Source organism: Bradyrhizobium sp. 190, assembly GCF_023073415.1.
In the GTDB taxonomy this organism is placed as follows: Bacteria; Pseudomonadota; Alphaproteobacteria; order Rhizobiales; family Xanthobacteraceae; genus Bradyrhizobium.
Genome location: NZ_JADPJL010000047.1, coordinates 177,009 through 203,820, shown reverse-complemented (window position 1 = coordinate 203,820; position 26,812 = coordinate 177,009). Strand labels below are relative to the sequence as shown.

General features: G+C 62.1%; 35 protein-coding genes. 17 read left to right on the top strand and 18 right to left on the bottom strand.

Features of this window, described 5'->3' with window-relative positions:
* The first annotated feature begins 510 nt into the window (after positions 1 to 510).
* Entirely contained in the window at positions 511 to 801 is a 291-nt protein-coding gene (locus IVB22_RS25350; protein WP_247519973.1) for a hypothetical protein, read from the top strand.
* A 131-nt stretch (positions 802 to 932) separates the two neighbouring features.
* On the opposite strand, the gene IVB22_RS25345 is transcribed toward IVB22_RS25350, so the two are convergent.
* Positions 933 to 1,346 (bottom strand): VOC family protein, encoded by a 414-nt coding sequence (locus tag IVB22_RS25345; protein WP_247519972.1) that lies wholly within the window; start codon positions 1,344 to 1,346, stop codon positions 933 to 935.
* A gap of 91 nt (positions 1,347 to 1,437) precedes the next feature.
* Here IVB22_RS25345 and IVB22_RS25340 point away from each other — a divergent pair, with 91 nt between their 5' ends.
* The 3 genes from IVB22_RS25340 (at position 1,438) to IVB22_RS25330 (ending at position 2,349) form a co-directional block, all read left to right on the top strand.
* Positions 1,438 to 1,635 carry a hypothetical protein gene (locus IVB22_RS25340; protein WP_247519971.1) on the top strand — a complete coding sequence of 66 codons (198 nt, stop codon included), beginning with the start codon at positions 1,438 to 1,440 and terminating at the stop codon, positions 1,633 to 1,635.
* A 176-nt stretch (positions 1,636 to 1,811) separates the two neighbouring features.
* Entirely contained in the window at positions 1,812 to 2,066 is a 255-nt protein-coding gene (locus IVB22_RS25335) for a BrnT family toxin (protein ID WP_247519970.1), read from the top strand.
* Positions 2,059 to 2,349, top strand: coding sequence for a BrnA antitoxin family protein (locus IVB22_RS25330; protein ID WP_247519969.1), 291 nt, complete (start codon positions 2,059 to 2,061; stop codon positions 2,347 to 2,349). The genes IVB22_RS25335 and IVB22_RS25330 overlap by 8 nt, the downstream gene beginning before the upstream one ends.
* Before the next feature lie 123 nt (positions 2,350 to 2,472).
* Here the strand turns inward: IVB22_RS25330 and IVB22_RS25325 are convergent, their stop codons facing one another.
* The 4 genes from IVB22_RS25325 to IVB22_RS25310 all read right to left on the bottom strand — a co-directional run bounded on the left by IVB22_RS25325 (position 2,473) and on the right by IVB22_RS25310 (position 6,791).
* Positions 2,473 to 3,045 (bottom strand): DinB family protein, encoded by a 573-nt coding sequence (locus IVB22_RS25325; RefSeq protein WP_247519968.1) that lies wholly within the window; start codon positions 3,043 to 3,045, stop codon positions 2,473 to 2,475.
* Positions 3,046 to 3,160: 115 nt separating this feature from the next.
* On the bottom strand, positions 3,161 to 5,422 hold the full coding sequence (locus tag IVB22_RS25320) for a xanthine dehydrogenase family protein molybdopterin-binding subunit (protein WP_247519967.1): 2,262 nt from the start codon (positions 5,420 to 5,422) through the stop codon (positions 3,161 to 3,163).
* 16 nt (positions 5,423 to 5,438) lie between these two features.
* Complete coding sequence (locus IVB22_RS25315) at positions 5,439 to 5,915, bottom strand: (2Fe-2S)-binding protein (protein ID WP_247519966.1); 477 nt, start codon at positions 5,913 to 5,915, stop codon at positions 5,439 to 5,441.
* A gap of 6 nt (positions 5,916 to 5,921) precedes the next feature.
* Entirely contained in the window at positions 5,922 to 6,791 is an 870-nt protein-coding gene (locus IVB22_RS25310) for a xanthine dehydrogenase family protein subunit M (RefSeq protein WP_247519965.1), read from the bottom strand.
* Positions 6,792 to 7,089: 298 nt separating this feature from the next.
* On the opposite strand from IVB22_RS25310, the gene IVB22_RS25305 reads away from it, so the two are divergent.
* Together IVB22_RS25305 and IVB22_RS25300 are read left to right on the top strand one after the other, a co-directional pair.
* A complete protein-coding gene (locus IVB22_RS25305) occupies positions 7,090 to 8,439 on the top strand; it encodes a lytic murein transglycosylase (RefSeq protein WP_247519964.1) in 1,350 nt (449 codons plus the stop codon).
* 200 nt (positions 8,440 to 8,639) lie between these two features.
* Complete coding sequence (locus IVB22_RS25300; protein ID WP_247519963.1) at positions 8,640 to 9,143, top strand: DUF1993 family protein; 504 nt, start codon at positions 8,640 to 8,642, stop codon at positions 9,141 to 9,143.
* 9 nt (positions 9,144 to 9,152) lie between these two features.
* Here the strand turns inward: IVB22_RS25300 and IVB22_RS25295 are convergent, their stop codons facing one another.
* Positions 9,153 to 9,698 (bottom strand): phosphohydrolase, encoded by a 546-nt coding sequence (locus IVB22_RS25295; RefSeq protein ID WP_247519962.1) that lies wholly within the window; start codon positions 9,696 to 9,698, stop codon positions 9,153 to 9,155.
* A gap of 121 nt (positions 9,699 to 9,819) precedes the next feature.
* The gene (locus IVB22_RS25290; protein ID WP_247519961.1) at positions 9,820 to 10,260 is read right to left on the bottom strand and encodes a hypothetical protein; all 441 of its coding nucleotides are present in this window, start codon (positions 10,258 to 10,260) and stop codon (positions 9,820 to 9,822) included.
* Between the two features lie 399 nt (positions 10,261 to 10,659).
* On the opposite strand from IVB22_RS25290, the gene IVB22_RS25285 reads away from it, so the two are divergent.
* Complete coding sequence (locus tag IVB22_RS25285; protein WP_247519960.1) at positions 10,660 to 11,049, top strand: RidA family protein; 390 nt, start codon at positions 10,660 to 10,662, stop codon at positions 11,047 to 11,049.
* A 4-nt stretch (positions 11,050 to 11,053) separates the two neighbouring features.
* Here IVB22_RS25285 and IVB22_RS25280 read toward each other — a convergent pair whose 3' ends face one another.
* Complete coding sequence (locus IVB22_RS25280) at positions 11,054 to 11,602, bottom strand: DUF2380 domain-containing protein (protein ID WP_247519959.1); 549 nt, start codon at positions 11,600 to 11,602, stop codon at positions 11,054 to 11,056.
* Positions 11,603 to 11,780: 178 nt separating this feature from the next.
* Between IVB22_RS25280 and IVB22_RS25275 the strand changes: the two genes are divergently transcribed.
* The 3 genes from IVB22_RS25275 (at position 11,781) to IVB22_RS25265 (ending at position 14,258) form a co-directional block, all read left to right on the top strand.
* Positions 11,781 to 12,035 (top strand): hypothetical protein, encoded by a 255-nt coding sequence (locus IVB22_RS25275; RefSeq protein ID WP_247519958.1) that lies wholly within the window; start codon positions 11,781 to 11,783, stop codon positions 12,033 to 12,035.
* Positions 12,036 to 12,310: 275 nt separating this feature from the next.
* Positions 12,311 to 13,078 (top strand): SDR family NAD(P)-dependent oxidoreductase, encoded by a 768-nt coding sequence (locus IVB22_RS25270; protein ID WP_247519957.1) that lies wholly within the window; start codon positions 12,311 to 12,313, stop codon positions 13,076 to 13,078.
* A gap of 7 nt (positions 13,079 to 13,085) precedes the next feature.
* On the top strand, positions 13,086 to 14,258 hold the full coding sequence (locus tag IVB22_RS25265) for a cytochrome P450 (protein WP_247519956.1): 1,173 nt from the start codon (positions 13,086 to 13,088) through the stop codon (positions 14,256 to 14,258).
* Positions 14,259 to 14,269: 11 nt separating this feature from the next.
* Here IVB22_RS25265 and IVB22_RS41415 read toward each other — a convergent pair whose 3' ends face one another.
* Both IVB22_RS41415 and IVB22_RS25260 read right to left on the bottom strand, forming a co-directional pair.
* Positions 14,270 to 14,401, bottom strand: coding sequence for a hypothetical protein (locus tag IVB22_RS41415; protein ID WP_256467449.1), 132 nt, complete (start codon positions 14,399 to 14,401; stop codon positions 14,270 to 14,272).
* Positions 14,402 to 14,533: 132 nt separating this feature from the next.
* On the bottom strand, positions 14,534 to 14,755 hold the full coding sequence (locus IVB22_RS25260; protein WP_247519955.1) for a hypothetical protein: 222 nt from the start codon (positions 14,753 to 14,755) through the stop codon (positions 14,534 to 14,536).
* A 606-nt stretch (positions 14,756 to 15,361) separates the two neighbouring features.
* Between IVB22_RS25260 and IVB22_RS25255 the strand changes: the two genes are divergently transcribed.
* A complete protein-coding gene (locus IVB22_RS25255) occupies positions 15,362 to 17,680 on the top strand; it encodes an AI-2E family transporter (RefSeq protein WP_247519954.1) in 2,319 nt (772 codons plus the stop codon).
* Between the two features lie 81 nt (positions 17,681 to 17,761).
* Here the strand turns inward: IVB22_RS25255 and IVB22_RS41660 are convergent, their stop codons facing one another.
* The 3 genes from IVB22_RS41660 to IVB22_RS25240 all read right to left on the bottom strand — a co-directional run bounded on the left by IVB22_RS41660 (position 17,762) and on the right by IVB22_RS25240 (position 20,532).
* Positions 17,762 to 19,183, bottom strand: coding sequence for a sensor histidine kinase (locus IVB22_RS41660; protein ID WP_247519953.1), 1,422 nt, complete (start codon positions 19,181 to 19,183; stop codon positions 17,762 to 17,764).
* 183 nt (positions 19,184 to 19,366) lie between these two features.
* Positions 19,367 to 19,885 carry a hypothetical protein gene (locus tag IVB22_RS25245; RefSeq protein ID WP_247519952.1) on the bottom strand — a complete coding sequence of 173 codons (519 nt, stop codon included), beginning with the start codon at positions 19,883 to 19,885 and terminating at the stop codon, positions 19,367 to 19,369.
* Positions 19,886 to 20,265: 380 nt separating this feature from the next.
* Positions 20,266 to 20,532, bottom strand: coding sequence for a DUF2277 domain-containing protein (locus tag IVB22_RS25240; protein WP_214492275.1), 267 nt, complete (start codon positions 20,530 to 20,532; stop codon positions 20,266 to 20,268).
* Positions 20,533 to 20,662: 130 nt separating this feature from the next.
* On the opposite strand from IVB22_RS25240, the gene IVB22_RS25235 reads away from it, so the two are divergent.
* The gene (locus tag IVB22_RS25235; RefSeq protein ID WP_247519951.1) at positions 20,663 to 20,902 is read left to right on the top strand and encodes a DUF2188 domain-containing protein; all 240 of its coding nucleotides are present in this window, start codon (positions 20,663 to 20,665) and stop codon (positions 20,900 to 20,902) included.
* A 193-nt stretch (positions 20,903 to 21,095) separates the two neighbouring features.
* Entirely contained in the window at positions 21,096 to 22,160 is a 1,065-nt protein-coding gene (locus tag IVB22_RS25230) for an alpha/beta fold hydrolase (RefSeq protein WP_247519950.1), read from the top strand.
* Positions 22,161 to 22,200: 40 nt separating this feature from the next.
* Here IVB22_RS25230 and IVB22_RS25225 read toward each other — a convergent pair whose 3' ends face one another.
* Positions 22,201 to 22,854 carry a hypothetical protein gene (locus tag IVB22_RS25225; RefSeq protein ID WP_247519949.1) on the bottom strand — a complete coding sequence of 218 codons (654 nt, stop codon included), beginning with the start codon at positions 22,852 to 22,854 and terminating at the stop codon, positions 22,201 to 22,203.
* Positions 22,855 to 23,177: 323 nt separating this feature from the next.
* Here IVB22_RS25225 and IVB22_RS25220 point away from each other — a divergent pair, with 323 nt between their 5' ends.
* The gene (locus IVB22_RS25220; RefSeq protein WP_247519948.1) at positions 23,178 to 23,531 is read left to right on the top strand and encodes a hypothetical protein; all 354 of its coding nucleotides are present in this window, start codon (positions 23,178 to 23,180) and stop codon (positions 23,529 to 23,531) included.
* Positions 23,532 to 23,596: 65 nt separating this feature from the next.
* Positions 23,597 to 24,199 carry an MSMEG_1061 family FMN-dependent PPOX-type flavoprotein gene (locus IVB22_RS25215; RefSeq protein ID WP_247519947.1) on the top strand — a complete coding sequence of 201 codons (603 nt, stop codon included), beginning with the start codon at positions 23,597 to 23,599 and terminating at the stop codon, positions 24,197 to 24,199.
* A gap of 130 nt (positions 24,200 to 24,329) precedes the next feature.
* On the opposite strand, the gene bfr is transcribed toward IVB22_RS25215, so the two are convergent.
* From bfr to IVB22_RS25195, 4 genes are all read right to left on the bottom strand, one after another.
* Positions 24,330 to 24,815 (bottom strand): bacterioferritin, encoded by a 486-nt coding sequence (gene bfr / locus IVB22_RS25210; protein WP_247519946.1) that lies wholly within the window; start codon positions 24,813 to 24,815, stop codon positions 24,330 to 24,332.
* 150 nt (positions 24,816 to 24,965) lie between these two features.
* On the bottom strand, positions 24,966 to 25,241 hold the full coding sequence (locus IVB22_RS25205) for a bacterioferritin-associated ferredoxin (protein ID WP_247519945.1): 276 nt from the start codon (positions 25,239 to 25,241) through the stop codon (positions 24,966 to 24,968).
* A gap of 30 nt (positions 25,242 to 25,271) precedes the next feature.
* A complete protein-coding gene (locus IVB22_RS25200; RefSeq protein WP_247519944.1) occupies positions 25,272 to 25,439 on the bottom strand; it encodes a hypothetical protein in 168 nt (55 codons plus the stop codon).
* Entirely contained in the window at positions 25,417 to 25,680 is a 264-nt protein-coding gene (locus IVB22_RS25195; RefSeq protein ID WP_247519943.1) for a hypothetical protein, read from the bottom strand. Before IVB22_RS25195 ends, IVB22_RS25200 begins: the two co-directional genes overlap by 23 nt.
* A gap of 180 nt (positions 25,681 to 25,860) precedes the next feature.
* Between IVB22_RS25195 and IVB22_RS25190 the strand changes: the two genes are divergently transcribed.
* On the top strand, positions 25,861 to 26,172 hold the full coding sequence (locus IVB22_RS25190; protein ID WP_247519942.1) for a hypothetical protein: 312 nt from the start codon (positions 25,861 to 25,863) through the stop codon (positions 26,170 to 26,172).
* Between the two features lie 233 nt (positions 26,173 to 26,405).
* Entirely contained in the window at positions 26,406 to 26,678 is a 273-nt protein-coding gene (locus IVB22_RS25185; protein WP_247519941.1) for a hypothetical protein, read from the top strand.
* Positions 26,679 to 26,812: the final 134 nt, after the last annotated feature.

The window sequence follows — 26,812 nt, the reverse complement described above, 5'->3', positions numbered from 1 at the left end:
CGGGTGCTGGCTGGCACTGCGGTCTCGTGTGCAATAAGCGCAGAGAAAACGCACACGAGCATACAGGTATCAGCCGGGGCATCCGGCCTTCCCTGCGCAATGGTTTGACGGCTTATGCCGCGCTCTCCTCGGAGACGAATTCGTTTTGCCTCCGTCGCCGGCGAATTGGCGGCTGTTTACGCAGCGGCCGGAGGACTCTGAACCCTCATGGTGAGGAGGTGCCGACGGGTCCGCGCGTAGCGCGGCCCGGCATCGATGCCGGGCCGTTTCGCTTGCGCATGTCCACAGGTTCGATCTTTTTAGGTCTCTCACGTCATTGGCGCAGTGCGATGCATCAATGGACCGCTTTCTCCCGCCGGAAAGCCGCTTCTGTGTCCCGCTGGTGACGATCACATTTAAAACGTGGGTATTCCTCAATTTTGCGATGGAACGGCCAAGCCGATTCGCTAGTTTGAAAGCAAGCGATTCAAAGCAAGCGATTCTCAGAACTCGCGGATGGATGCAGGCCCAATGTTGCGACGCGTTAAGCTGATGAACCCGTTCGAAATCGTCCAGGACCGGGTCAGTCAAGACCGGATCCCACAGGACCGGCCGCAGCCGGTCGAGCGGAAGGTGACGAATCGGGCTGCCCGTTCCACGCCGGTCTGCGCCGCCTGCGGTTCCGACGACATCATCTGCCACGCCACCGCGCAATGGAGCAACGAAGCGCAGGAATGGCAGCTCGCCAACACCTTCAACCAGCCGGCGCACTGCAATACCTGCCACCACGACGGCAACCTGGTGTGGCTGACGCTGAACTGAGCGCAGCAACGCGGGCGGCACAACGCCTGCCGTAGCCCGGATGGAGCGCAGCGAAATCCGGGGACTATCTCCGCGAAACGACCTGTCCCGGATTGCGCTGCGCTCCATCCGGGCTACGGTTCTCCCCCGCATCAGATCTCCGCATACACCTCCAGCAGATTCCCATCGGGATCCCTGAAGAACAGCGTGCGATGACCGAACGGCTGGTTCGTCGGCGGCTCCAGCAGATCGACGCCGTGCCGCAGCAGTTCGTCGGCGCAGCGATCGACGTCATCAACCGCGACCTTGAACGCGAGCTGCAGCGAAGCGCTGCCGGTGGGCGTCGGCGCATCCTTCGCCGTCCGGCCCGGCCGCGACAGCGCGAGCGTGTTGCCGCCGATCTGATATTCGATCCATCCCGCCGAAAGCTCCCGCGTCAGGGATAAGCGGAGGATGCCCTCATAGAAGCGGCGCATCGCCGCCATGTCGCGCACGATGATGACGGTGTAGTCGACGGCGCGGATGGACTGGAAGGGGGAAGTGGAAGGAGGATTTTGATCGTTCACGTTTGCATCTCCACGGGCCCGCCATCATAGACGCCCTTATCACGACGTTCAAAATGGGCTGCCCAATCGTTTGAGAACAGAGTGATACGCAGTGGATTTGCCTGAAGGTGTCGTACGTCTCTTCGGCCTGATCTTTGGTTGGCTCTTCGGTTGGCCGCTAGCCGTCTTCCGCCGCTGGCTGGATCGCCAGCCGGATCGTGATCCCTCGCAGATTTCATCGCTGGAGAAATTTGGGCGGCTTATGCTCGGGATCACCTTGACGCTCTGCGTCCTGATCCCGCTGGGTTGATTGATCTTCAGGTGAAGCCGGCATCGTCTAGCCTGCATGCGCCAACGGGTCGCGCGAACGCGCCGGATGACGGCTCCGCGACATGCGGGGAACGGAATGCAGCACCATACAGTTGCCAACCAATGCCTTGGGGCCGAAGCCATTGACTCCAGTTATTTTGTAGATACAATATATTCGTGAAGATCGTTTGGGACGAACCGAAGCGCCTTGCCAACATCGCCAAGCACGATGGCCTCGACTTCGCTGATCTGGATGAAACGTTTTTCGAACGATCCGTAATCGTGCCGGGCAAAGGCAACCGGCTGATCGCCGTGGGACGTCTCGCGAACGGCATTGTTGTCGTGGTGTTCGTCGCTCTCGGCTCGGAAGGCGTGAGTATCGTCAGCATGCGCCCCGCGAGCCGTAAGGAAAGGAAGCTCCTCGATGGCTAAGACCTACAAGACCGGAAAGGGATACAGCCGGAAGGATTGGGATGCGGTCTCCGACAATCCCGAACTCACCGACGAACAGATGTCGAAGGCGAAGCCCTTCGCTGAAGCGCTGCCGGAGCTTGCAGCATCGATCCGGCGTGGCCGCGGACCAAACAAGGCCCCGACGAAAAAGCTAGTGTCGTTGCGGCTATCCGGCCAGGTGATCGAGAAATACAAGGCTGGCGGCCCCGGATGGCAGTCGCGGATCGATCAGGATTTGCGGCGGATCAATAAGATCAAGTGATCCAGTAGCCCGCATGCGCCAACGGGTCGCGCAAATGCGCGCTCGATGACAGGCTCCGCGATATGCGGGGAATGGGACAATAAAGGTCCCGGATGTCGCTCCGCTGATCCGGGCTACGCTCGTTCAAACCTCACCGTCCGGCTCGCCCCATATCCGTTCCTCCGTCCAGCCCAATTCCGCGAACTCCGCCGCCCGCAGCGGCGCCTCACCCGCCGAGAAGAATTCGTCGAGTTGAGGCGGGCTCACCGACGTGCCGCTGAGCATGCTGTGGGCCTGGCCGCGATGGTGCACCTGGTGCTGGAACAGGTGCAGGAGCAATCGGTCCATCCGCTCGCGCTGGATGGAGGTGCCGCGATGCACGGAGACGATGCGCTGCAGTCCGGCGCCGTCGAGCGCTTCGACAACCTTGAGCAAACGCCGATCGACTGCGGCCTGGGCTTCCTTCAGCGCTGTGACCGTTGCGCAAGGCTCTTGATCCGCGAAGGCGGCCGGGCCGAGCGTGCCGCCTTCCATCGCGTCGACGTAAAAATGGTCGATGATCAGGATGTGGTTGAGCGTGGCGCGCAGGCTTGGAAAGAAGCCGGTTCGCTTTGCGGTGAACTCCTCCGGCGTCAGCCGCGCGCAGGCGGTGAGGAGCCGGTGGTTTGCCCAGGCGTTGTTGTACGCCATGGTGCGATAGGGAAGCACGTCACTCATTTTTACCGGCCGATAGTCCCGTAGGATGGGTGGAGCGAAGCGATACCCATCAATTCGTCCGATTGGCGACAATTGATGGGTATCGCTGCGCTCTACCCATCCTACGAAGCTCATCCTACTCCGCAGCCTGCTGCGTCGGCGCCTCCAGCACCTCCAGTACCTTCGGCGGAGACATCGGCAGGGCGTAGAAACGTTTTCCGAGCGCGTTGTAGATGGCGTTGGCGACTGCCGCCATCACGGGGACCAGCGGCACTTCGCCGACGCCCTTGACGCCTTGCGGGTGCTTCGGGTTCGGCACTTCGACCATGATGCAATCGAGCATCGGCAGGTCCGAGCAGACCGGCATGCGATAGTCGAGGAAGCCGGGGTTATCGACCTTGCCTTCCTTGGTGTAGATGTATTCCTCGTTCAGTGCCCAGCCGATGCCTTGGGCAACGCCGCCCTGGAGCTGGCCCTCGACATAGCCGGGGTGAATGGCGCGGCCGACATCCTGCACGGCGGTGTAGCGAATGACGCGCGCGATGCCGAGATCGACATCGACCTCGACGTCGCAGACATGCGTGCCGAAGCCGCCGTCTGCGCCCGTGGTGTTGAGCTGCACGCCGGCGCCGATCGGGCCGCCCATCGCGGGCGCCTTCTCGGCGAGCTCTTCCAGCGTCAGCGGTTCGAACTGGCCGGCGTTCGGGCTCACCGGATGCGCCGCGCCGTTCTCCCACTTCACCGCTTCGGGATCGATCTCCCAGATCTTCGCGGCGCGCTCGCGCAGCGTCTGGATGATCTTTTCGGTCGACTGTGTCACGACAATCGACGAAGCGAACAGCACGCGGCTGCCACCGGTGAGGTTGGAAAAGCCAATCGTCTGCGTGTCGCCGATGATGACGGAGACGCGGCGGTAGTCGATGCCGAGTAGTTCGGCGCAGATGTTGGCGATGCCCGCGCGCGAACCGCCAATATCAGGGTGACCGGTGGTGACGACGACGTTGCCGTCCTCGGTGATGTTGACTTGCGCGGAGGATTCGCCGCCGGCATTGAACCAGAAGCCGCTAGCGACGCCCCTGCCCTGAAGCTTGCCGAGCGGCGCCTTGTAGTGATCGGAATTCTTCGCCGCTTCCACGGTCTCGATATAGCCGATGCGCGGGAACACCGGGCCGTGCGCGGCTTTCGTTCCTTCCTTTGCGGCGTTCTTCAGGCGGAAGTCGAGCGGGTCCATCTTCAAGGCTTCGGCGACTTCATCCATCACGCATTCCACCGCATAGGCGCCGATCGGCGCGCCGGGCGCACGATAGGCCGCGACTTTCGAGCGGTTGGAGCAGACGTCGTAGCCTTCGGAGAGCAGGTTCGGAATGTCGTACGGCGTGAAGCTGCAGCCGGCGGCGCCGCGGATCGGCGAGCCCGGGAACGCGCCGGCCTGCAGATAGAAGGTGCCGTGCGCGGCGACGATCTTGCCGTCCCTGGTCGCGCCGATCTTCACCGTGCTCTTCGAGCCTGAGGTGGGGCCGGTCGCGCGCATCACTTCCTCGCGCGTCATCACCATCTTCACCGGACGGCCGGATTTTTTGGCGAGCAGCGTCGCGAGCGGTTCGAGATAGACGATGGTCTTGCCGCCAAAGCCGCCGCCGATCTCGGCGGGGATGGCGCGGATGTCGCTCTGCGGAATGCCGGTGAGATAGGCCGTCATCGCGCGCACCATGAACTGGCCCTGGCTGGAGCTCCAGATCGTGGTCTTGCCGTCGGGCGCAACCGAGATCAGGCAGGCATGCGGCTCGATATAGCCCTGATGAACGGGACGCGTGGTGAAGGTGCGTTCAATGATGACATCGGCCTTCTTGAAACCATCCGCGATGTCGCCCTTTTTGTGCTCGAGGCGGCCGGCGATGTTGGACGGCTTGCCGTCGAACTTGTTGAACTCGTGCAGGATGGGCGCATCGGGCAGAATCGCGTCGTCGATCTCGATCGACCACGGCAGCACCTCGTAGTCGACCTCGATCAGCTTGCAGGCTTCCGCTGCGATCGCTTCCGTGGTCGCGGCCACGGCCGCTATGGGGTGTCCAGGGAACAGCGCCTTGTCGCGTGCCATCACGTTGCGGCACATCCAGCGCATGTCCTGGATGCCCAGCATGACCGCGCCCTTGTCGATCGGGAAATCGACGATGTCCTTCGAAGTGACGACGGCTTTTACGCCCGGCAGCTTCTCGGCCTTCGAGGTGTCGATCGACCGGATGCGCGCATGCGGGTGCGGGCTGCGCAGAACCTTGCCCCAGATCATGCCGGGCATGGTGGTGTCGGCGGCGAACTGGGCGCGGCCGGTGACCTTGTCCATGCCGTCAGGACGGATGGTGCGCTGGCCGATCCACTTGTTGTTGGTGACGAGATTCATTGGGCTGGCTCCAGCTTTATTGGGCGCGCATTTCGGCGGCGGTTTCCATCACCGCGCGGACGATCTTGTCATAGCCGGTGCACCGGCAGAGATTGCCGGCGAGCCAGAAGCGGACTTCCTCCTCGCTCGGCTCCGGATTCTTCTTGAGCAGCGCGTCGGAGGCGACCAGCATGCCTGATGTGCAGATGCCGCATTGAAGTGCGGCCATTTCCAGAAACTTCTGCTGCAGCGGATGCAGCTTGTCGCCCTGCGCCATGCCTTCGATGGTGCGGATCTCGTGGTCCTGCGCTTCGACCGCGAGCATCAGGCAGGAGCAGATCAGGCGATCGTCGAGCGTGATCGAGCAGGCGCCGCAATCGCCGGAGGCGCAGCCTTCCTTGGAACCGGTGAGCGCCAACGGACCGCGCAGCGCATCGAGCATGGTGTCTGATGGCTCGCACAGAAATTCCATCGGCTCGCCGTTGATTGACGTGGTGACGTGAACTTTGGCCATTGAGTTCTATTTCCCTTGAGCGCGTTGGGCGGCGATCGCAGCGGTGCGCTTGAGCAGCACGCCGGCCACTTTGGTGCGGTAGGCAATGGTGCCGCGCTTGTCGTCGATCGGACGGCACGCGGCGGAGCACGCGGCGGCCGCCTTGGCGAGCGCAGCATCGTCGAGCTTTGAGCCGATCAGCGCCTTGGCGGCGTCTTCGACCAGCAGCACGGTCGGCGCGACCGCACCCAAGCCGACGCGGGCGGCGGTGACGGTGCCGTCCTTGATCGTCACGCTGACGCCAATGCCGACGACGGCGATGTCCATTTCGGTACGCGGGATCATGCGCAAGTACGCGTCGCTGGAGCCGGGTGGACGCGGCGGCAGCGTGAAGCTCACAAGAATCTCACCGGGTTTGAAGTTGGTGCGGCCGGGACCGGCGGGAACGTCTTCGACCCTCATCTCGCGGCGGCCGCCCGGGCCCTGCACGGTGACGATGGCGCCGGCCGCGACCATCGCGGGCACGCTGTCGCCGGCGGGCGAGCCGTTGCAGAGATTGCCGCCCGCGGACGCCCGGCCCTGCACCTGCTTGGAACCGATCAGGTTGATGGCCTCCAGCACGCCGGGCCAGACCTTGCCAAAGCTCTTGTGTTCCGCGAGCGCCATGCCGGAGACGGCGGCGCCGATGCGAAAGCCGCCATCGGCCGCCTGCTCGATTCCCGTCATCTCGGGGATTTTCTTGATGTCGACGATCACGCCGGGCTTGAGCATTCCGGATCGCATCTGCACCAGCAAATCCGTGCCGCCGGCCAGGATGCGCGCGGCGCTGCCGGCTTTCGCAAATGCGCCGACCGCTTCATCAAGCGTATCAGGCGCCAGATATCGGAGTTCCATCATGGTCTTCCCGCCATCTCCCTTTTGTCCGCCCGCCCGATAGGGGCGATGGCCTTATATTGGCCCGGCAGCGCGACAAGCCTACACGGGGATCAACGATTGGAACAGCCTGCGAGATCAGGTTGATACGGCAGGCTCCTATGCGCGCGGCGGGGCTTGATTGCTCCGGGGCCGTAGGGTGGGCAAAGGCGCACTTGCGCCGTGCCCACCGAATCGATTGACCTTGTGGAATTCCCGCGAAATGGTGGGCACGCTTCGCTTTGCCCACCCTACGGTTCCTGCTTTTGCTCCGGTGACATCGATGCCGCTTTTCCGATTCCTCGTTGCCGCCGCTGCGTCCCTGACACTTTCATCCCTCGCCATCGCCCAACCGGCCCCCGCCCGCCCCGCGGCGGCGCCGAGGCCGGCGGTCGCACCGGTACCGGGGCAGCAGCAGCCGGCCGCCGCTCCGCGCTCGCCCCGCGCGGCGGCCTGTCACAACGGCATGTCGTTCGACCGCTTCCTTGCCGACCTCAAGCAGCAGGCGCTGGCGGAGGGCGTGTCGCAGCGCGCGCTGGCCGAGGCCGCAGCCTACCTCACCTACGACCAAAGCATCGTCAACCGCGACCGCGGCCAGCGCGTGTTCGGCCAGGTGTTCACCGAATTCTCACGGAACAGGGCGTCCGAGGGCGCGGCGAAAAATGCGCAGGCGAGAGTCCGGATGCATGCGGCAGCGTTCAACCGCGCCGAGAAAGAATATGGCGTGCCGCCCGCCGTGATCGCCGCGTTCTGGGGGCTGGAGAGCAGTTTTGGCGCCGAGTTGGGCAAGCTGCATACGCTGCCGTCGCTGGTTTCGCTGGCTTATGACTGCCGCCGCTCGGAGATGTTCCAGAAGGAAACCATCGCCGCCTTGAAGATCATCGACCGCGGCGATCTCAAGCCAAGCGAGATGATCGGCTCATGGGCCGGCGAACTCGGCCAGGCGCAATTTTTGCCGACGCATTACTTCAACTATGCGGTGGACTATGACGGCGACGGCCACCGCGACATGCTGCGCAGCGCACCCGACGTGATCGGCTCGACCGCGAACTACATCGCCAACGGATTGAAGTGGCGGCGCGGCGAGCCGTGGCTGCAGGAAGTGCGCGCGCCGGCGAATTTCCCGTGGGACCAGGCTGACCTCACCGTCAAACTGTCGCGCGCAAAATTCGCGCAGCTCGGCGTCACCTATCCCGACGGCAGGCCGCTACCGAACGACGACATGCCGGCGTCGCTGCTCTTGCCGATGGGCCGCACGGGACCGGCGTTTCTGGCGTACGCGAATTTCGCCGCCTACACCGAGTGGAACAACTCGCTGATCTATTCGACCACCGCGGCCTATCTCGCCAGCCGCATCGCCGGCGCCCCGCCGATGCGGCAGCCTACCGCACCGGTGGCACAACTGCCGTTAAACGAGCTGAAGGAGCTGCAGCAGCTGTTGGTGCGCGTGGGCTTCAATGTCGGCAAGGTCGACGGCGTGATGGGACAGTTGAGCCGCACGGCGGTGAAGGCGATGCAGATCAAATACGGCCTGCCGGCGGATTCCTGGCCGACGGCGGAATTGCTGGCACGGATGCGCGGGCCCGGCGTACAGGCGCAGCCGGCCGCCTCGGCGATGCCGGCGGCGCGGTAGTTGTAGCCGTAGCCCGGATGGAGCGAAGCGAAATCCGGGACGGTGCCGCGTATACAGAACCCCGGATTGCGCTTCGTTCCATCCGGGCTACGGGTTCGTGATCCGCAGGCTGCAAGAGTTGTATTTCTCTCACAGCTCCCCATCTCGAAAAGCGTCTCATTCTCCCGAGGCCTCATTCCACATCACGAAAAGAGCATCACATGTCTTTCCACGACTTAACCGTGCCCGCCTTCCTGCAGATTCTCGGCAGCCTTTCCGGCCTGCTCACCAAGGCGGAAGCGCATTGCAAGGCGAAGAACATCCAGCCCGAGGTGCTGCTCAATGCCCGGCTCTATCCCGACATGTATCCGCTGACGCGCCAGATCCAGACGGTCTGCGATTTCGCTGCAAAAACCTGCGCGCGCCTCACCGGCAGCGAGGTGCCGTCTACGCCCGATACCGAGAAGAGCTTTGAAGAGTTGCAGCAGCGGATTGCAAAGACAATCGACTATGTGAAGTCGTTCAAGCCGGCGCAGTTCGACGGTGGCGATACGCGCGAAGTGACGTTTCCCATCGGCCCGAGCAACACCATGACGATGAAGGGCCAGCAATATCTCGCCAACTTCGCCTTCCCGAATTTCTATTTTCATGCTGCCACGGCGCACGGCATTTTGCGGCACAACGGCGTGGAGATCGGCAAGCGGGATTTTCTCGGGGTGAGGTAATTACAGCCGTCAGCGCAACGAAGCCAGTTCGCGCGCGAGGTTTTCGCGGGCCTGCCGGTCATATCTCGTGGCAAAAGCCGTATCGGGAAAGATGACCGGCCGTGCAGCGAACTGGCCGAGCACCTTGGCGCGGCCGGCGCGATAGTCGCCCTCCGGCACATGGATGAACTCCTGCCGGATCGCCGCGGCGTAGGCGTCATAGCGTGCGGGCTCCGCGCCCAGGATGCTGAGGTCGATCGAGATCAGGATGGCGCCAAGGCGATCGTCGGGCTGGACGTCATGTGTCTTGGTTAGACGGATCAGGCGGCCGACTTCCTGACGAATATCCTCGCGAACGTGCTGTTCGGCCAACCGGGCACTGAGTTCTTCATTGTCCGAGCGTGTCGCGTCATAGACGACATCGTGCCACCAGATCGCCGCGGACAGAATTTCGTGATCGAGCGCCGAAAGATTTTCGACGTGCGCGAGCGCACCGAGACAGTCCTCGATATGCGCGAGGTTGTGATAGTGGCGGCTAGGGGACGTGTAAGCGGCGACCAATTCTTCCCGATTCATCGCCAGGTGCCCACCATTTTGATCCGGCGCCGTAGGGTGGGCAAAGCGAAGCGTGCCCACCATTTCGCGCGATGTGCTGGATGGTGGGCACGGCGCTTCGCGCCTTTGCCCACCCTACAAGTTACCGCATCGTAATCGCTAATCCGCTGAGATCTGCGTTCGCCATCAATCCCACCTGGTGTCCGGTCAATTCGAGCACCGCACCCTTCTGGTTGGACAGCACGATCGCGCGCGCGCCGCGGCCCACCGCAAGGCCCGCGCCGGCCGCGCCGTAGACGCCGGCGACGTCGGAGGGACGATAGATGTTGCTGACGCGGCCGCGCAGTATCGTCTTCGAGCCGCCGAACACGAAGCCGTAGTCCAGCCCGCCGGTCGAAAGCCGATAGCGCCGTCCGCGGAAATCCAGCACGCCGCTGCCGCCGGAGCCACCGATCACCCAGCCCGCCTTGTAGATCGTGAGCTGCACGAAACCTTCGTCGGCACGCACGGCGGAGGACAGTGTAACGCCCACGAGGGCCGCAAGCGCGAGCATGGCGGCACGGAGGGCGGATGGCATCTTCATGGATATTTTCTCCAGGGAAAAATTGGTGCGGAATTGGCGGGCCAGCGTGCGGCACCGATTGAGTCGTGACGAGCCGATTGTACCTTATCGGGCGGACGGGAAAAGCGTATTGATGGCCCGCGCGCCGGCGCATGACGGCGGGCAAGACACAATTTCATCAAAATCTGGCCGAGATGCCGATATGCAAACGTGCACAAGCGAACGAAAATTATCGCGCCTGTGAACTGCATTACGCTCGCCGCGATCATCTTGCGCTAGTATCTCCTCCGGGGATCTCCTCGTACCGGCATCAAGCTTTTTCAGTCCTATCGGCGGGTCGCAAGCGCAGCGCCGCTGCCTTTCCAGCGAGGCAGCGGCGCGTTAGGCTCAAAGCACCGAACCCATTCATGAAGGTGTCCCATGGCCCCGATCCAGCACTTCGCGCCGCCCGCCGGCGTCAAGTCCCCGCCACTCTCCTTCGCCGCGCGCACAGGCGACCTGCTGTTCGTCTCGGGCATTCCGGGTTTTGACGACAAGGGCGCGCTGGCTGATGGTTTCGAGGCACAGTTCGGCTTCGTCGTCGCCAACATCAAGCGCGTACTCGACGAGGCGGGCGCGACGTTTCGCGATCTCGTCAAGGTCAACGTGCTGCTGACGCGCGCCTCCGACGTCGCCGCGATGAACGTGCTGTATGCCTCCGCCTTCGGACCCGCGCCCTACCCCGCCCGTACCACCTGCGTGGTGCAGGCGCTGCCCGATCCGAAAATGCTGATCGAGATCGAGTGCGTAGCGCAGCTTCAGCCGCGGTGATGCGTCACGGCTTCGGCATCGTTTCCTTCAGCGTATTGCTGACGAAATCGGCGGCATGGCGATAGGCGGCATCGTTGTCGCCGCGGAACGTCACCGTTCGCCGCATCAACAATTTCTCGGCTTCGAGGTCCAGCAGCTGGATTTCGCCCCATTGCACCAGCGTGCTCATCTTGCGGATGCCGCCATAGACCACGAGCCGCGCGCCGGCGCGGCGGACGGCGGCGATGAAAACCTCCTGCGACATGCTGGTGGCGGTGCAGGGATGATCGGGGCATTCGATCGGCACCACGCGATAATCGCCCTGGGCCGCCAGATTATCGCGCAGCAACTTTGCAAACGACGCCACGCGGGCGCGATGCTCCGCGCTCTGGTCCGCGACTTCTCCCGAGGTGTCGAAATAATCGAAATCCGCCACCGCCACCGCGATCGGCGCGGCGGCCGGCGATCCGCCCGATGGAAACGATAGCGCGGCTACCGCGCACAGCATGGTCAGCACGGCGCTTGCGCGGCTGCGCGGGCTTAGCGCGCGCCATGGGCTTGCTGCTTGCATCATGCTTCGCCTCCTTCACGACAATGGCATCGCCCCGCGGCCGGGGCTGAATCATAACAGCGGTTGAGGATTTCGCTAACCCATTCCACTTCGCGGTTTGCGCCTTTGAACCTTCTCGCCTTGCCCGCTACTCAAGGGGGATCCGGGCGCGAGAGCCCGTGTTCCAAACAGGAGATTGAAGATGCGTCGTATTTTTGCCCTCTGCGCCGTTGCCGGCATCGGCTTCACCGCACTTGCCGCGTCGAGCCCGGCGCAGGCCGCCTATCACCTGATCCGCTGGCAGGATTCCGGCTTCTGCCAGATCTGGGACCAGAGCATCCCGACCGCGCCGTATCCCGGGAATTACACCGTGATCGTACGCAGTGAAGTGCCGACCTTCGGCGACGCGCTGGCCTTCAAGGATGGCCTCTTGCGCAACGGCACCTGCTCGCTTTGATTTCGTCGTAGCCCGGATGGAGCGAAGCGCAATCCGGGGAAATCTGTCCGAGTGAGGCCGGTCCCCCGGATTTCGCTGCGCTCCATCCGGGCTACATTACCTGCAAGCTGTAGCGTCGTTATGGTTCCGTAGGATGGGTGGAGCGAAGCGATACCCATCTTTTCGCTCATCTGTAGCCATCGATGGGTTTCGCTACGCTCTACCCATCCTACGGATCTTGTACTAACGGGTACGCTTGCTATCCTCCGCCAAAACCAAAAGCAGAGGAACGCCCCATGCCCCTTCTCCAGAATCACATCGCCGTCGTCACCGGTGCAGGCTCCGGGATCGGGCGCGCCATCGCGGCCGGCTATGCCCGCGAGGGCGCGCGCGTCGTGCTGCTCGACAGGGAGGAGAAGGCGGCGGCCGAGGCCGCGAAGGAAATCCGCGACGCTGGCGGAAGTGCTGAAAGCTTTCCGCTCGATGTCGCCAAACGCGAGGACTGCGTCGCAATGGCAAAACAGATCGCCGACAAGGTCGGACAGGTCTCGATCCTCGTCAACAATGCCGGCATCGTCCGCCGCAACGGCATGCTGGGCGCGGCGGACGCCGTGATCAACGACTGGGAAGACATCATCGCGATCAACCTCACCGGCGTCTTCAATGTGACGCATGCGTTCCTCGCGCCCTTGCGCGCCAGCAAGGGACGCATCGTCAATATCGGCTCGATCCAGTCCTTCGTGCATGTGCGCACGCCAAGCTCGCCGGCCTACACCGCCTCCAAGCACGGCGTGCTCGGCTTCACCAAGGCGCTCGCCGCCGAACTCGGCAAGGAAGGCGTCCGCGTCAACGCGATCGGCCCGGGCTTCATCGCAACGCCGCTGAACGCCAATGCCCGCGCCAACAATCCGGACCTTGTGAAGACCTTCATGGACCACACCCCGCTGGGGCGCGCCGGCACAGCGGAAGATATCGTCGGCCCCGCGATCTTCCTCGCCTCCGATCTTTCGGCTTACGTATCCGGATCGATCGTGATGGTCGACGGCGGTTACCGAGCTGTGTGAGCACATCATGTCCAACGCCCCGCATTTCGACATCGACGTCCCCTCGTTCTGGGCCGATCCCTATCCCGCACTGGCGAAGATGCGGAAGGAAGCGCCGATCGCGTTCGTGCCGCAGTTGGGCTCCACCGTGTTCACCCGCCGCGACGACATCTTCACCCAGGAGAAGCGCATCGACGTGTTCTCCTCGCACCAGCCGAACGGGCTGATGAACGTGCTGATGGGCCACAACATGATGCGCAAGGATGGCGATGCGCACATGAGCGAGCGGCACGCGATGTTTCCCGCGGTGTCGCCGCGCACGGTACGCGACACCTGGGTCCGACAATTTCAGGCTCATGCGGACCGCATCCTCGACGAGCTCGCGCCGAAAGGCGCTGCCGATCTCTGCAAGGCGCTGGCGCTGCCGCTGTCGGCCGAATGCCTGAAGGACGTCACTGGTTTGACCAACATGCGCTACCAGGACATGGACGCGTGGTCGCAGGCGATGATCGACGGCATCGCCAATTACACCGGCAACAAGGAGGTCGAGGCGCGCTGCCATGCGGCGACATCAGGCATCGATGCCGCGATCGACGACATGATTCCGGTGGTGAAGAAACACCCGAACACCTCGATCCTGAGCGTGCTGCTGGCGTCAGGCCAGAACATGGAAAGCATCCGCGCCAACATCAAGCTTGCGATTTCGGGCGGGCAGAACGAGCCGCGCGATGCGATAGCAGGCGCGACCTGGGCGTTGCTGACGCATCCCGAACAGCTCGCGCTGGTTCAGGACGGCAGGGCGAAGTGGCTCGACGTATTTGAGGAATACGCGCGCTGGATCGCGCCGATCGGCATGTCGCCGCGACGCGTCGCCAAGCCGTGGACCTATGCAGGCATCGACTTCGAGCCGGAAGACCGCGTGTTCTTCATGTTCGGCTCGGCCAATCGCGACGAGGCCTGCTTTGCCGAGCCGGATCGTTTCGACATCACCCGCGACACCCAGAAGAGCATCGCCTTCGGCGCCGGGCCGCATTATTGCGCCGGCGCGTTCGCCTCCCGCGCCATGGTGGCCGACGTCGCGCTGCCGAGCGCGTTCGCGCGGCTGAAGGGCCTGCGGCTGGACGAGAGCGAACCGGTGCGAATCGGCGGCTGGGCGTTTCGGGGATTACTCAATCTGCCGGTGAAGTGGGACGCCGCCTGATCTCGCGACGGCTACTGGCGCGGACATTCCCGGTAGCCGAACCGGTCGATGATCGTGCTGCCCGGAATGGTGTGAAACGCCAGCGTCTCCATGTAATGATTGTCGATGAGATACTTGCGCAGTTTCGCATTGTAAGCGCTCAACATCCGATGCGTGGAGCCCGCATGGATATTGCGCTGGCGGTCGTGGCCGGCGTGGAACAACAGCGTGGCGCTGCGCTCGACACAGACGTTGCGGAGAGGAAATTAACAGCAGTCGACGAACGCGTCACCGCCTCACGGCGTCTCCCGGCCGCCGCCATAATCGCCGTTGAGCAGGTGCATGTGCTGAAATACCCAGCGCATGGCAAGGTACCAGAGATAGCCTCCGATGGTCCCGCAAACGGCAAGAAGGATGATGTAGGCGGGATGATATTCGCCGCTCCACCACAGCATCCCGCCGATCCAGAAGATGGTGAAGAAAACGGCGGCGAGCTTCAATCGCTTTGCCTGATCCATGGCATCCCTCCGATGGCTGACATCCGATACCATCCTGGACGCCACCGCCCCGTTGCACCGTGAGGTGCATCACGCCACGCCGGAACCGGGCGGCTGTGACCCCATAAATCCAGAGTGGCTGGCGGACTTCCGCTTGGATGCGCATTCCGGACTCACGTCGGACATCGGGTGAGGTCCGAAAAGTGCTAGCTCCGGACTCATGCACCGCAGCATGCAGCCTCCTTATTCGATCATTACGTCGGCAGTGGAGAGCACCTTTTGGGAAGGGCACTTCAATGCCGAATCCGGGCTGCGATTGCTTCTTGCTCGGATCGTCTCCAGGGTTGACGTAATCGATGCCCCCAGGCCCGACGAACTGAACCTGGAGAATTCCCCCTCATTTCCAGTTCAAGCGTAGTGAGGGTGCTTTGTCGGATATGCCCACAGGGAGCCCGGCTCAGTTATTGCGCGTGCCCAACTCGCGGGACGAATGGCATAAGGGGAACTTGCCGGGTCCGTTCGCGTTTTGGTGTGAGGCGGAGCAAAATGCCTAATTTGCCCACAGCCCCAAGGGTTCTACCAAGCCGAGTCCGCGGGGATTCGGTCACGTCTCGCGATCTGGATATTGTGAAAATCGCGGCCGCCCTGGTGACGGCCGCTATCCTTCTTGCCGGCCTGTACTACGGCCGCGATATCCTCATACCGCTCGCGATCGCCTTCCTCATCACTTTCGCACTGAACCCGCCGGTCACCTGGTTTGTCCGACGAGGCCTGCCCAGACTGCTCGCGACGAGCCTGGTCATGGTGACCGTCGTGTGCGCTCTGGCAGGACTAGGCGTCATTCTCGGCGCCCAGGTCCGTTCGATCGCGGTCGAATTGCCGGCCTATCAATCGACGATACTGACGAAGCTGTCGGATCTGCGCCAAAATCTCAAAGCACCGGGATTTTTAGACGGCGTCCTGAGAACCGTCGAACGCTTACAGAAGGAGGTGGAGTCAAAGGACACTAAGCCCGCGGACGGCCCCGTCCCGCAGCGCGTCGAAATCGTCCCCACACCGCAAACGCCGTTCGAGCAGGTATTTGCCTGGGTTGTGCGCTCAGCGGAGCCCCTGGCGACCGCCGGCATCATCCTGATCTTCGTCTTTCTGGCGCTGCTTGATATCGGCGATCTTCGCGACCGGCTTCTGCGGCTGTTGGGAGGGAACTTCCATCGCTCGACCGACGCGATTCAGGAGGCTGGCGCACGTATCAGCAGATACCTTCTGATGCAGCTACTCGTAAACGTCAGCTACGGCGTGCCGCTAGCTGCCGGCCTCTGGATCATCGGCGTACCCGGCGCCCTGCTGTGGGGCGCCGTCGGCGCGGTCATGCGCTTCGTCCCCTATGTCGGCCCGCTGATTGCTGCGATCTTTCCAGTCGCGCTCGCCTTTGCCGTCGACAGCGGCTGGAGCATGCTGCTTTGGACTGTTGCGCTGATCGTCGTCCTCGAGTTGACAAGCAACAACATTGTCGAGCCGCTGCTCTATGGTTCCAGTACCGGCCTGTCGGCCATAGCGCTGATCGCCGCGGCCATATTATGGACAGCGCTTTGGGGTCCCGTAGGGCTGATCCTCTCCACCCCCCTCACGGTTTGTCTGCTGGTTCTTGGGCGCAATCTGCCGCAGTTGCGCTTCCTCGCCACCATGCTCGGCTCGACGCCTGCACTGGATGTTCCGGCCCGCATCTATCAGCGGCTGATTGCAGATGATGCCGACGAAGCTGTCGAGATCGCAAGCACCGAGATCGAAAAATCTTCGATCGTATCATTCTATGATGAAATCGGCATTGAGGTCCTTCGTCTGGCAAGCGAGGAATATCTGCAGAACGCGAGCGCCGAGCACCGGCTGCGCCTGGCAAGCGGAATGGATACGCTGCTCGACGACCTGAAGGATCAATACCCCTCCTCCCTGAGTCCGGAGGCAAAGCCTAGGGTCCTGTGCATCGGAGGGAAATGGGAGATCGATGCCCTCGCCGGCGAGATGCTGGCCCATGCGCTCTCTTTCGCAGGAATCGCCGCAGCTTCCCAACCCGCTGCAAGCATCAATGCCGACTATCTGGCCAAGCTCGACCTGAAGAGCGCAGACATTGTCTGCCTCAGTTACTTTACGCCGAATCCGGCCATTCCCGCTCGCCACGCCTGCCGACGTCTGCGAAGACGATGGCCGAATATGCGCATCGTCCTTGCGCTATGGAACGCGCCGCCAGAACTGTTGACTGACGAATCCCTCGCAGCGCTCAAAGCCGATGCTGTCGTGACTTCGGTTGATGAGGCGGTTCGTCGTATTCACCGCATCGTCGCTCCTGAAGAAGCCAAGGCAGCCCAGCAAGCCCCCATACCTGACAACGACGCAGAGCGTGTCGACGCGCTCAAAGCGACCGGGGTCTTGGAGGGTGACAAACGTGAAGCTCTGGATGCACTCGCCAAACGCGCGGCCGACGTATTCAACACCAGCCTTGCCGTGATCACCACCATCGATAAGGACCGAGAATACTTCGTCGGACAAAGTGGCAAGTTGCCAAATGCCATCACCGACGATACAGGCACGCTGCTGCCGATGGACCGCGAACACGCGATCTGCAACTACGTTGTGGCTAACGAGGAGACGCTGGTGGTTTCGGATATCGAGCGCGACCCGCGCTTTGCCGATAACGAGACGATAGACCAATGGAACATGCGCTTCTATGCCGGCGCGCCGCTACGTGCGGCCGACGGTCTGATAATCGGAGCGCTGTGCATTCTCGACTCAGAACCCCGCGCGCTGGAAGAAAACGAAGTCGCATTGCTTGAAACGATAGCCGCCGACGTCGTCGCAACCATTACAACGAGCGATGCGCACGGAGAAGCTTCGGTGAAATCGCCCCCTGCTGCCTCATCGGCAACGGTCGGGCAGGTGGTGCCCCGGTAGCCTGAGCAGCGCCAATCACGGACAATCCCAGCCTCAGGCGATGAGCCAACAAGAGGTGTCGAATCCGGATCGATCGGCACCCTACGTTTGATCGAGGGCATCCGCGCGACGAGGGACCGTTACCATAACGGCATAACCTTCAGGGCTGCGCCCTTTTGTGATCGTGGCCTCGATTTGGCTAGCGAACGCCTGAACCATTCGAGCGCCGAGTCCAGAGGTTTGCGTCTCGGCGGGTAGCGGCGGGCCATTGCCCTCATCGGAGACAGTGATTGAAAAACTGCCGGGCGAGGTTTTAAGCACAATCTGCACGCGCCCGCCTCCGCTCGAAGGTCGCGAATGCTGAAGGGCGTTCGTGACCAGTTCGTTGACGATAAGGCCAAGCGGCACCGCGAGATCAGTTCGGATGACGAGCGGGTCGGCGTCGACGTCCAGCGTCCAGGCTTGATCGAGGCTGCTCGATGCCGCTGTGATTTCCCGGCAAAGGTCTATGAGATATTGATCAAGCGCGACCGTTCCGACGTCGTCAGATCTATGAAGTTGTTTATGAACGGCGGCGATAGCCGCAACCCGCGCGGCGGCATTGTGGAATTGACCTGCAGCGTCGCCGGCGGTGTTGGCGTGCATGTACAGTAGGCTCGACACAATCTGCAGGCTGTTTTTGATGCGGTGATCGATCTCCTTCATCAGCAGGTCTTTTTGCCGTCCGCTCTCTTCAAGGGCAAGCTTTGCCTTTCTAAGCTCGTCTCGTTCGTTGAGTTCGCGTAGGGATGCGAGTTCCTCAAACAGCCGTGTCCCCATTTCACAACGGCCAGCTTCAGAATCTTCCAACAGCAGCTTGGCGAGTTTCTCATGCTCGCGCAGCAGCTCCTTTACGTCGTCTTCAAGGGCCAACTCCGGATGCATCAATGTCCAATAGTGAGCTGACCGGATAAACGTCAGAAACCCGATCAGCAGCTCGAATTTTTCGCCGCCAAGCGCGGTGCGCAGTGCTTGCTTCGCTCGGTCGGCGCGCGCTGGTTGAAGAAAAAGCACGGTGGCCGCAGTTAGAAGGTCCTCATCGTAGGAGGTCTCGGGTGAGGGCCAATCGATCGGTCCTGCGACGGCTTCTAGGCGGGCGAGCGCCTCACCAACGTGTTCATCGGAAGGTATGGGGCGCTGGAGCAGACGAACCACCTGGGCAATCGTCATCACCGGTGCGTCTGGATCGCCGGCCGACCGACCTAGTCCCAATAGGAAGCCGCAGTGTCGCGTAATGCAGTAGCGAACTTCGCAAAAGCGGGAGAGATAGACAAAGAGCCGTTCCTTGAACAGCGTTGGGATGGGGCTGTCCAGATAGGCCGACTTCGCGAACAGCCACAATTCGCGAACGACCAAAGGTGCGTCCGGTGCAGATCGGAAAAAATTCGGAACAAGGCCAAAGCGGGCAGCGACCTCACGCTCGAAATCATCCTGGCTGGTGTTCGGCGGGTGCGAAGGTCCTGGGAAAGGCGTAACCGTAGACACGCAGCACCTCAATCCGGGAGACCGGCGATCGACCCAAGAACATAAACCTTAGCACGGTCGTCGGGTCGAGTCTGCCAAAATTGGCTCACCCCTGGGACTGGCGAGGCGGTCAACTCAACGATGCGCTTGTCGCCTCCCAGCCGCTGATCAAGGCTGAGCGATCGCCGCCGGCGATCCGGGCCGTCAGCGCGAGAGCTGTGGTCCGGAAGGCGGCAGGCGAGAGTCGATCTTGGGTTGCGGAGGTTTGGGCTGCGGGATGGAGGCCGCCTGCTGGGCCGGGGCCGGAGGCGTGGATGACATCTTCTGTCTGAAGTTCTCCTCAGCAGCCCGTAGCGCCGCAATGTTCTGGGCCATCTGTTCTTGCTTGGCAGCGAGTTGTTCTACGCTGCGCCGCACGACATCGAGATTGGATGCCAAGGGCGCAAGCTGCTGGATCGGGTCAGTGGAAGTTGCGGCTACGACTGGCGGCTTCGTCGTCGAAACGGATACCACCCAGGCCAGCGCCGGAGCCCGGGCTACCAGCATTTCCTTTGCTGCATCACCGTAGGACTGCCAGCCAAGCGTTGCGCCGACACCGATGAGAACCGCAATAGAAAACCGGGTAAGGGAGCGGAATATTCGCCTGCCAACCGACGGCCGGCCACTCGCCAGCGGCCCCTCCCCGAAGCGGTAGTGATGGGGAGGATCGATCGACGGCTTCACGCGCCGTCTACCAACGCGCTGATCGGATCGGACGTCCGGATCGCGCGCAAACCCGCCGGACGAAGGTTCATCGGCTGTCAGTGGTGGGCTTTGCGAGTATAACATTGGTACCTCCACCGACGGTTCTTCCAAATTCTTGAAGGAAGAGGCGATCCTGGTTTGACGGAAGGGAGGCAGGAGCACAGCAGCCCTAGGGCGTTTGTGAGATCGTCGCACGATAAGAGAATTGACTTGTTTGAAGGTCGGCCAAGCGTCAACCGTTAGGCCGGCTCATTGCGCAACCCGTACGTGTCGGCTGCGGCAGGGCTGGCATCTGGGGTCGGATCATGGATGCGCTGGCCGCGGTGCGGATGATCGATACATCCGCTGTGCGTCCACGCCTAGCCGAACCTAGCCCGCGAGCGCTCCCTCGCCTTCTCGGCCTCGATCTCGCGGTCGCGCGGCGCGGCGTTGGTCTGCAGCGAGGCCAGCAAGCGCCGCGCGCTGTCGGACACTTCGGAAACCGCGCGGTTGAACGCCTCGGCGTTGGCCTGCGACGGCGAATTGAAGCCGGAAAGCTTGCGCACGAATTGCAGCGCGGAAGCATGGATTTCGGCGTGGGTAGCCGGGGGATCAAAATTGAATAGGGTCTTGATGTTGCGGCACATGATTTTCTCCTCTGCACCAGTCGTCGGTCAAGGACGAACGGCCGGTGCAAAATCCGACGGCGTGGCCTATTCTGTCATGAATCACACGGCGCGTTCACCCCTGTCGGCACCTGCAAACAGCGAGTTCCCGATGACCCATGTGACCTACAAGATCGTCGAGCATGACGGCGGCTGGGCCTATACCGTCAACGGCGTGTTTTCCGAACCGTTTCCGAACCGCGCCGCGGCGCTGGCGGCCGCCCGGCGCGCGGCCGCCGAGCAGCGGGTGCCTGGCCGCACGGAGATGATCGAATACGAAACCCCGGATGGACGATGGCACTCCGAGACCGCCGCCGGCAATGACCGGCCGGAAACCGAAGTCGAGGGTTAGTTCCGCGATCTGGTGACGATGAAATAGCCGGTGTGCTGGAGCGTTTTCCAGCGAAGTGGAGACCGGTTCGCGTCAAGAAAACGCGTCAAATCAAAAATCTAGAGTCCCGTTCCGATTCCATCGGAACGGAAAAGGCTCTAGGCTCCCTGCCAAGCGGTCCGCAAAGACAGCCGCGCCCGTGGGGGAGACCATCATGAATTTGCCGTACGCCGCCTTGTCGGCCGCCGCTTTGGCCCTGACCTCCTTCACCGCTTTTGCCGCCGATTATCCCGCGCCGAAACAAGGCGACTGGATCGCCAGGGACTTCAAATTGCACACCGGCGAGACGATGCCGGAGCTGCGGCTGCACTACACCACGATCGGCGAGCCGACAGGACAGCCGGTGCTGGTGCTGCACGGCTCGGGCGGCTCGGCCGCCAGCATGCTGACGCCGGGTTTTGGCGGCGAATTGTTCGGTCCCGGCCAGCCGCTGGATGCTGCGAAATACTACATCATCATTCCCGATGGTCTCGGCCACGGCAAATCGTCAAAACCCTCCGACGGCATGAAGACCGCATTTCCCAGATACAATTACGAGGACATGGTCGACGCGCAATACCGCCTGGTCAAGGAAGGGCTCGGCGTAAAACATCTGCGGCTCGTCATCGGCAATTCGATGGGCGGCATGCACACCTGGATCTGGGGCGGCAAATATCCGCAATTCATGGACGCGCTGGTGCCGATGGCGTCGCAGCCGACCGAGATGGCGGCGCGCAACTGGATGCTGCGGCGGATGATGCTGGAAACGATCAAGAACGATCCCGATTACAATCGCGGCAACTACATCACCCAGCCGCGCATGATGAAATACGCCATCAACGCCTTTGGCATTGCGACCGGCGGCGGCACGCTGGCCTATCAGGCGCTGGCGCCGACGGCGGCGAAGGCCGACAAGATGGTCGATGACCGGCTGGCCACCGCCATCACCGCCGATGCCAACGACTTCATCTACCAGTGGGAGGCCTCGCACGATTGCAATCCTGCGCCCGCGCTCGAGAAGATCGAAGCGACGCTGCTCTTGATCAATGCCGCCGACGACGAGCGCAATCCGCCGGAAACCGGCGTCACGGATGCCGCGATGAAGCGCGTCAAGAACGGCCGCCTGTTCCTAATCCCTGCCTCGAGCGAAACGCGGGGCCATCTCACGACCGGCAATGCGAAGTTCTACAAGAAGCAGCTGGAGGAACTGCTGCAGACCGCGCCGCAGCGGGCGATGTGAACCCGATTTCGATGGAAGCAAAGGCGCGATGTCGTCGGAATTATCTTCGAAACTGAGGGCAGCTACCCCATGGGACGTTGCGCGCCCTGTTCTGGTCAGGGCTACCTTTCAGACCAGCGTGCAGAACGTTCATTGCCTGCAACTCGTAGCGGTCGGTGGCGAGGTCATGAGAGAAGATCACGTCAAGGGTCGTGTACCACCATATCAGGCAAAGAACACACGCAGGCGCGAAACGCACCTGCGGCAAGTAGTATGTGAAGTAGACGCGCGAACTGGTGCGATCCCGGCGCATGTCCGGCATTTCCTGAGTTTGGACGTATTCCGCGCCCATGCTCCGCATCACGGCATGGGCCGAGGCCAGTTGGCGATTAACGGACGGATCGGATCCAGCAAGCTCTCTGATGTGCGAGAGAAGCTGATCATTCAGATTGCTGTTGAAAGATTCCGTCGGGCCTCGAAAGCCCCTGTCCGACGGCCAAAACACCCCGTTCGACAGACCAGGCCATACCGTCCAGTGTTGCGCGCCGGCTCGCGACAATATGTTCTGATATTCAGCATCGCCAATTGAGCCGATGCTGCATTTCTCCAGCCCGAAGCGTTCGGTGAAGCTGAAAGCCCAGAGCAAGACCGGGAGCGCAAACAGCAATCCCACGGGTGAAAGCAAGGCTATCGCAATCTTCGGGTTCGTGCCCAAGGCATTTCCAATCGTGGTGATGACCGTGGAGCGGCTGCTTCCACCAACCACGGGCGGCGAGACCGGTCGATAGCACGTTCGTGCTGCCACTATTAGAGGCAGCTACCAGTTCGGCGCGAGTGCAGAGCCAGCCGCGGCTCGCATCAAATCTGTGTACAGGACGATCCGCCAGAAGTTCTGATTTCGCAACGCATCAATTCGGGAACGACCCCATCGCATATTATTTGAGCGCGCATCCGCAAGCGGAGTCCGGTTGAATTGTCCGGGGTACGATTCGTGGGTCGCATGCTCGCGAGGACAAGGGGAACACAGCGGAGGATCGGATGCGGAGGCTCGCGCAATTCGTTTTGATCGCCTTTCTGGCGATGCTGGCCAGCACGACGCTCGCCGTCGACAGAGGCCAGTTCGGCCATGTGCCGCCTGATATCCGCGCTTGGTTCAAGAGCGTGATTGCACCGAACGGCGTGCCCTGCTGCGACGAGTCGGACGGGCATCGCACCAGCTACGACGTTCGCGCCGGCGCCTATTGGGTTCCGATCGAGGGCCAATGGATGCAGGTGCCCGAGCGCGCGGTCATTCGCGATCAGGGCAACCCGATCGGCGAAGCCGTGGTGTGGTACGTGCACCACCGCGGCAGCATCATCATCAGCTGCTTCGTGCCGGCGGACGCGGTCTAGATTCTCTCGAGATGACGCCCGTGCCACGGGATGATAATCTTGGACGAAACTGAACGGAGCCGCCCGTGACCGATTTTTCCGCCGACGACCTCGCCACGATCTATCCCGCGCCCTCGCCCCGCGTGATCGCCAAGGCGCGGCCGGAGATCGACGCCCACGCGAAGAAGTTCATCGGCATGTCGCCGTTCTGCGTGCTGGCCACCTCAGGCTCGGACGGCAGCGTCGATGCATCGCCGCGCGGCGGCAATCCCGGCTTCATCCATGTCGCGGGAGCGAACCTGCTGCTGATGCCGGATCGCTCGGGCAACAACCGCATCGACAGTTTTCGCAACATCGTCGAGGGATCAGGCTTCGTGCAACTGATCTTCTTCGTCCCCGGCATCGACGAGACGCTGCGCGTCGGCGGCAGGGGCAAAGTGTCTGTCGACCCGGAGCTGATGGCCTCGATGGTGGAGTTCGGCAAGCCGCCGCGCGCGGTGCTGCGCATCGACGTGAGGGAGGTCTATTTCCACTGCGGCAAGGCGCTGATGCGCTCAAAACTATGGGCGGGTGAGCGGGTCGAGCGCTCGGTGATGCCGAGCATCGGCGAAGTGATCCACGACCAGACCGGCCTCGGCGAGCGCGAAAGCCAGGACGTGATTTACGAGCGCTACAAGACGCAGCTTTGAGATTGCTCTCTCGTCGTCATGCCCGGGCTTGACCCGGGCATCCACGACTTACTTGCGCGTCGAACCCAAGACGTGGATGGCCGGGACAAGCCCGGCCATGACGATGGAGTTGCTAAAGCGAGCGAAACACTCAGTCCCCGTTCTCCAGGCCGCCGACATGCTTCTGCGTGTAGAGCTCGAGCCCGATGCGCTGGATCAGGTCGAGTTGGGTTTCGAGGAAATCGATGTGATGTTCCTCGTCCTTCATCAACTTCTCGAACAGGTCGCGTGAGACGTAGTCCTTCACGCTATGGCAGTAGGTTGCGGCTTCCTGGTAGAGCGTGCGCGCAGCGATCTCGGAGGCGAGATCGCATTCGATGATTTCCCTGACGTTCTGGCCGATGCGCAAGGGATCGAGCACCTGCATGTTGGGGAAGCCGTCGAGGAACAGTATCCGGTCGGTGAACTTGTCGGCGTGCTCCATCTCCTCGATGGATTCCTTGCGCCAGACCTTGGCCATTTCCAAAAGGCCCCAATTGTTCAGGAGCCGGTAATGCAGCCAGTACTGGTTGATCGCGGTGAGCTCGCTGCGCAGGCCCTTGTTGAGATAGTCGATGACTTTGGGATCGCCCTGCATGGTCCACTCCGATTTTTTCAGGCCAAAGACGGCCTGACCCTAACTTTAGAACGTTTCTAATAACGGTTCTAAATCAGTTTGGAGCCGAGAGCAACTGTTCCGCGAAAAAAGCGGTGGGAACGGCGTAAATCGGTGGATTTTAAGGGGTTTTCAGCAGGCCGCGAGCGCGAAGGCCGGGGCCGCTTCCTGCGCGGGCTCGTCGTTGGCCGCGTGGCGGCTGTGGGGACAACCGGAACAGCATTCCTTGGCGCAGGCGCCGAGCGCTTCGTCGATGATGGTCTTGATGGTGCGCGCGCAGCGACCGCATTCGGCGCTGCAGCCGAGGCAACCGTAAATCTGTTTGGGATTTCGCGGCAGGTCCGAAGCCGCACTCACGGCACTCCGGACATCGTGGTCGCTCAGGACGTTGCAGGAACAGACAATCATGAAACCGCTAGAACCCTTGGTGATGCCACCTCATCGATATTTAAGAGCGCGACGAGATGCAAAAGGAAAAGCCGCATTTTCAAGCAATTCCAAACTGATGCGCGGGAAATACTGGAATGAATCTAAACAGCGGTGTTGCGGTAAATCCTGTGCTGATTTTCCAGTGTTTTCGGCATCAATCGCCACCACCGCCGCCATCGCCGCCCCCTCCGCTGTCGCGGGACGAAGCGGAATCATGGGGCGAAGAGCTTTCGCTGCTGCTCCAGGAAAACAGGCTCCAGCCGTTTGAGCTGGAACTGTCGCTGCCGCCACTGCCGGAGTAAGCGCCGTCACCCGCGCTCTCGCGCCGGGTCCCGCGGTTTTGTACCCTGTTCATCAAGAGGTAGCAGATCAGCGACGCGCCGCCGACCGCCACCATGAATGCCGCCGTTCCGCTCATTTACGTCCTTTCACGCCAGAGCGAGCCAAGGAGCTTTGGTATCTTTGCACCGTCACGCCCCAGCCCTCGCATTTTCGTCGCCCAGCCCACCGGGCCGTTCATTGATCATTCAAGCGAAATGTGGAACTTTTCTCTGTGATGGACTTAACGTTCCCTGCTTCCCACGAGAAAGGTGAGGCCATGAAGAAGACATTGATGGCGCTCGGTGCCGCCGCAGCATTGACCGTTTCCGCCGTGGCGATCCCGGCTCCCGCCCATGCGCAGCGTGGTGTCGCGGCGGGCGTCGCGGCTGGATTGATCGGCGGCGCCATCGTCGGCGGCGCGATTGCTTCGCAGAACGGCTACTATTATGGCCCGGGCTATTATGCGCCCGGCTATGGCCGCCCGGCCTATGTCGTCGATCCCGGCTACGGCGAATCCTGCATCTGGCAGCGGCAGCGCTTCTGGGACGGTTATGGCTGGCGGGTCCGCGATGTCAGGGTTTGCGACTAGCGAACTGCCGTTCATCTTCATTAAATTGCATCCAGCATTCCGGAACAGCGCGGCTTTTCCGGAATGCACGCCATTTTCGGCCCGAAAAAGACCTCTTTTTCCGGCCACGCTTCGGCAACGTTTACTTTCGATTGACCCATGTGCGCTTTTTTAGCGAAGCGGCAGTTCGAAACAGCGTGTGAGTCATCCCTAAACCCGGCGCTCGAAGGCGCCACCCCAGGAGAGCCCAGGACATGAAGAAGACATTTGCTGCCTTGGTCGCGGTCGCAACGATTGCCGGCTCGCTTGCCTCGACACCCGCAAGCGCACAGCGCGGCGTTGCCGCAGGCGTGGCGGCCGGCTTGCTCGGCGGCGCGATCATCGGTGGCGCAATCGCCTCCAGCCGCCCGGCCTACGGCGGACCGGTGTATGTGGAAGAAGCGCCCTACCCGGCGTGCCGCATGGTTCGCGAGCGCTTCTGGGACGGCTATGACTGGCGCTATCGCCGCGTCGAGGTCTGCCACTGATCTGATCGATCGGCGCGAGCTGCGTCTTGATCGAAAGCCCGGCCGATATCTCGGCCGGGCTTTTTCTTTGTGGCTGCGTTACTTCTTACCCTCCCCTGGAGGGGGAGGGTCGACGCTCATGAAATGAGCGGCGG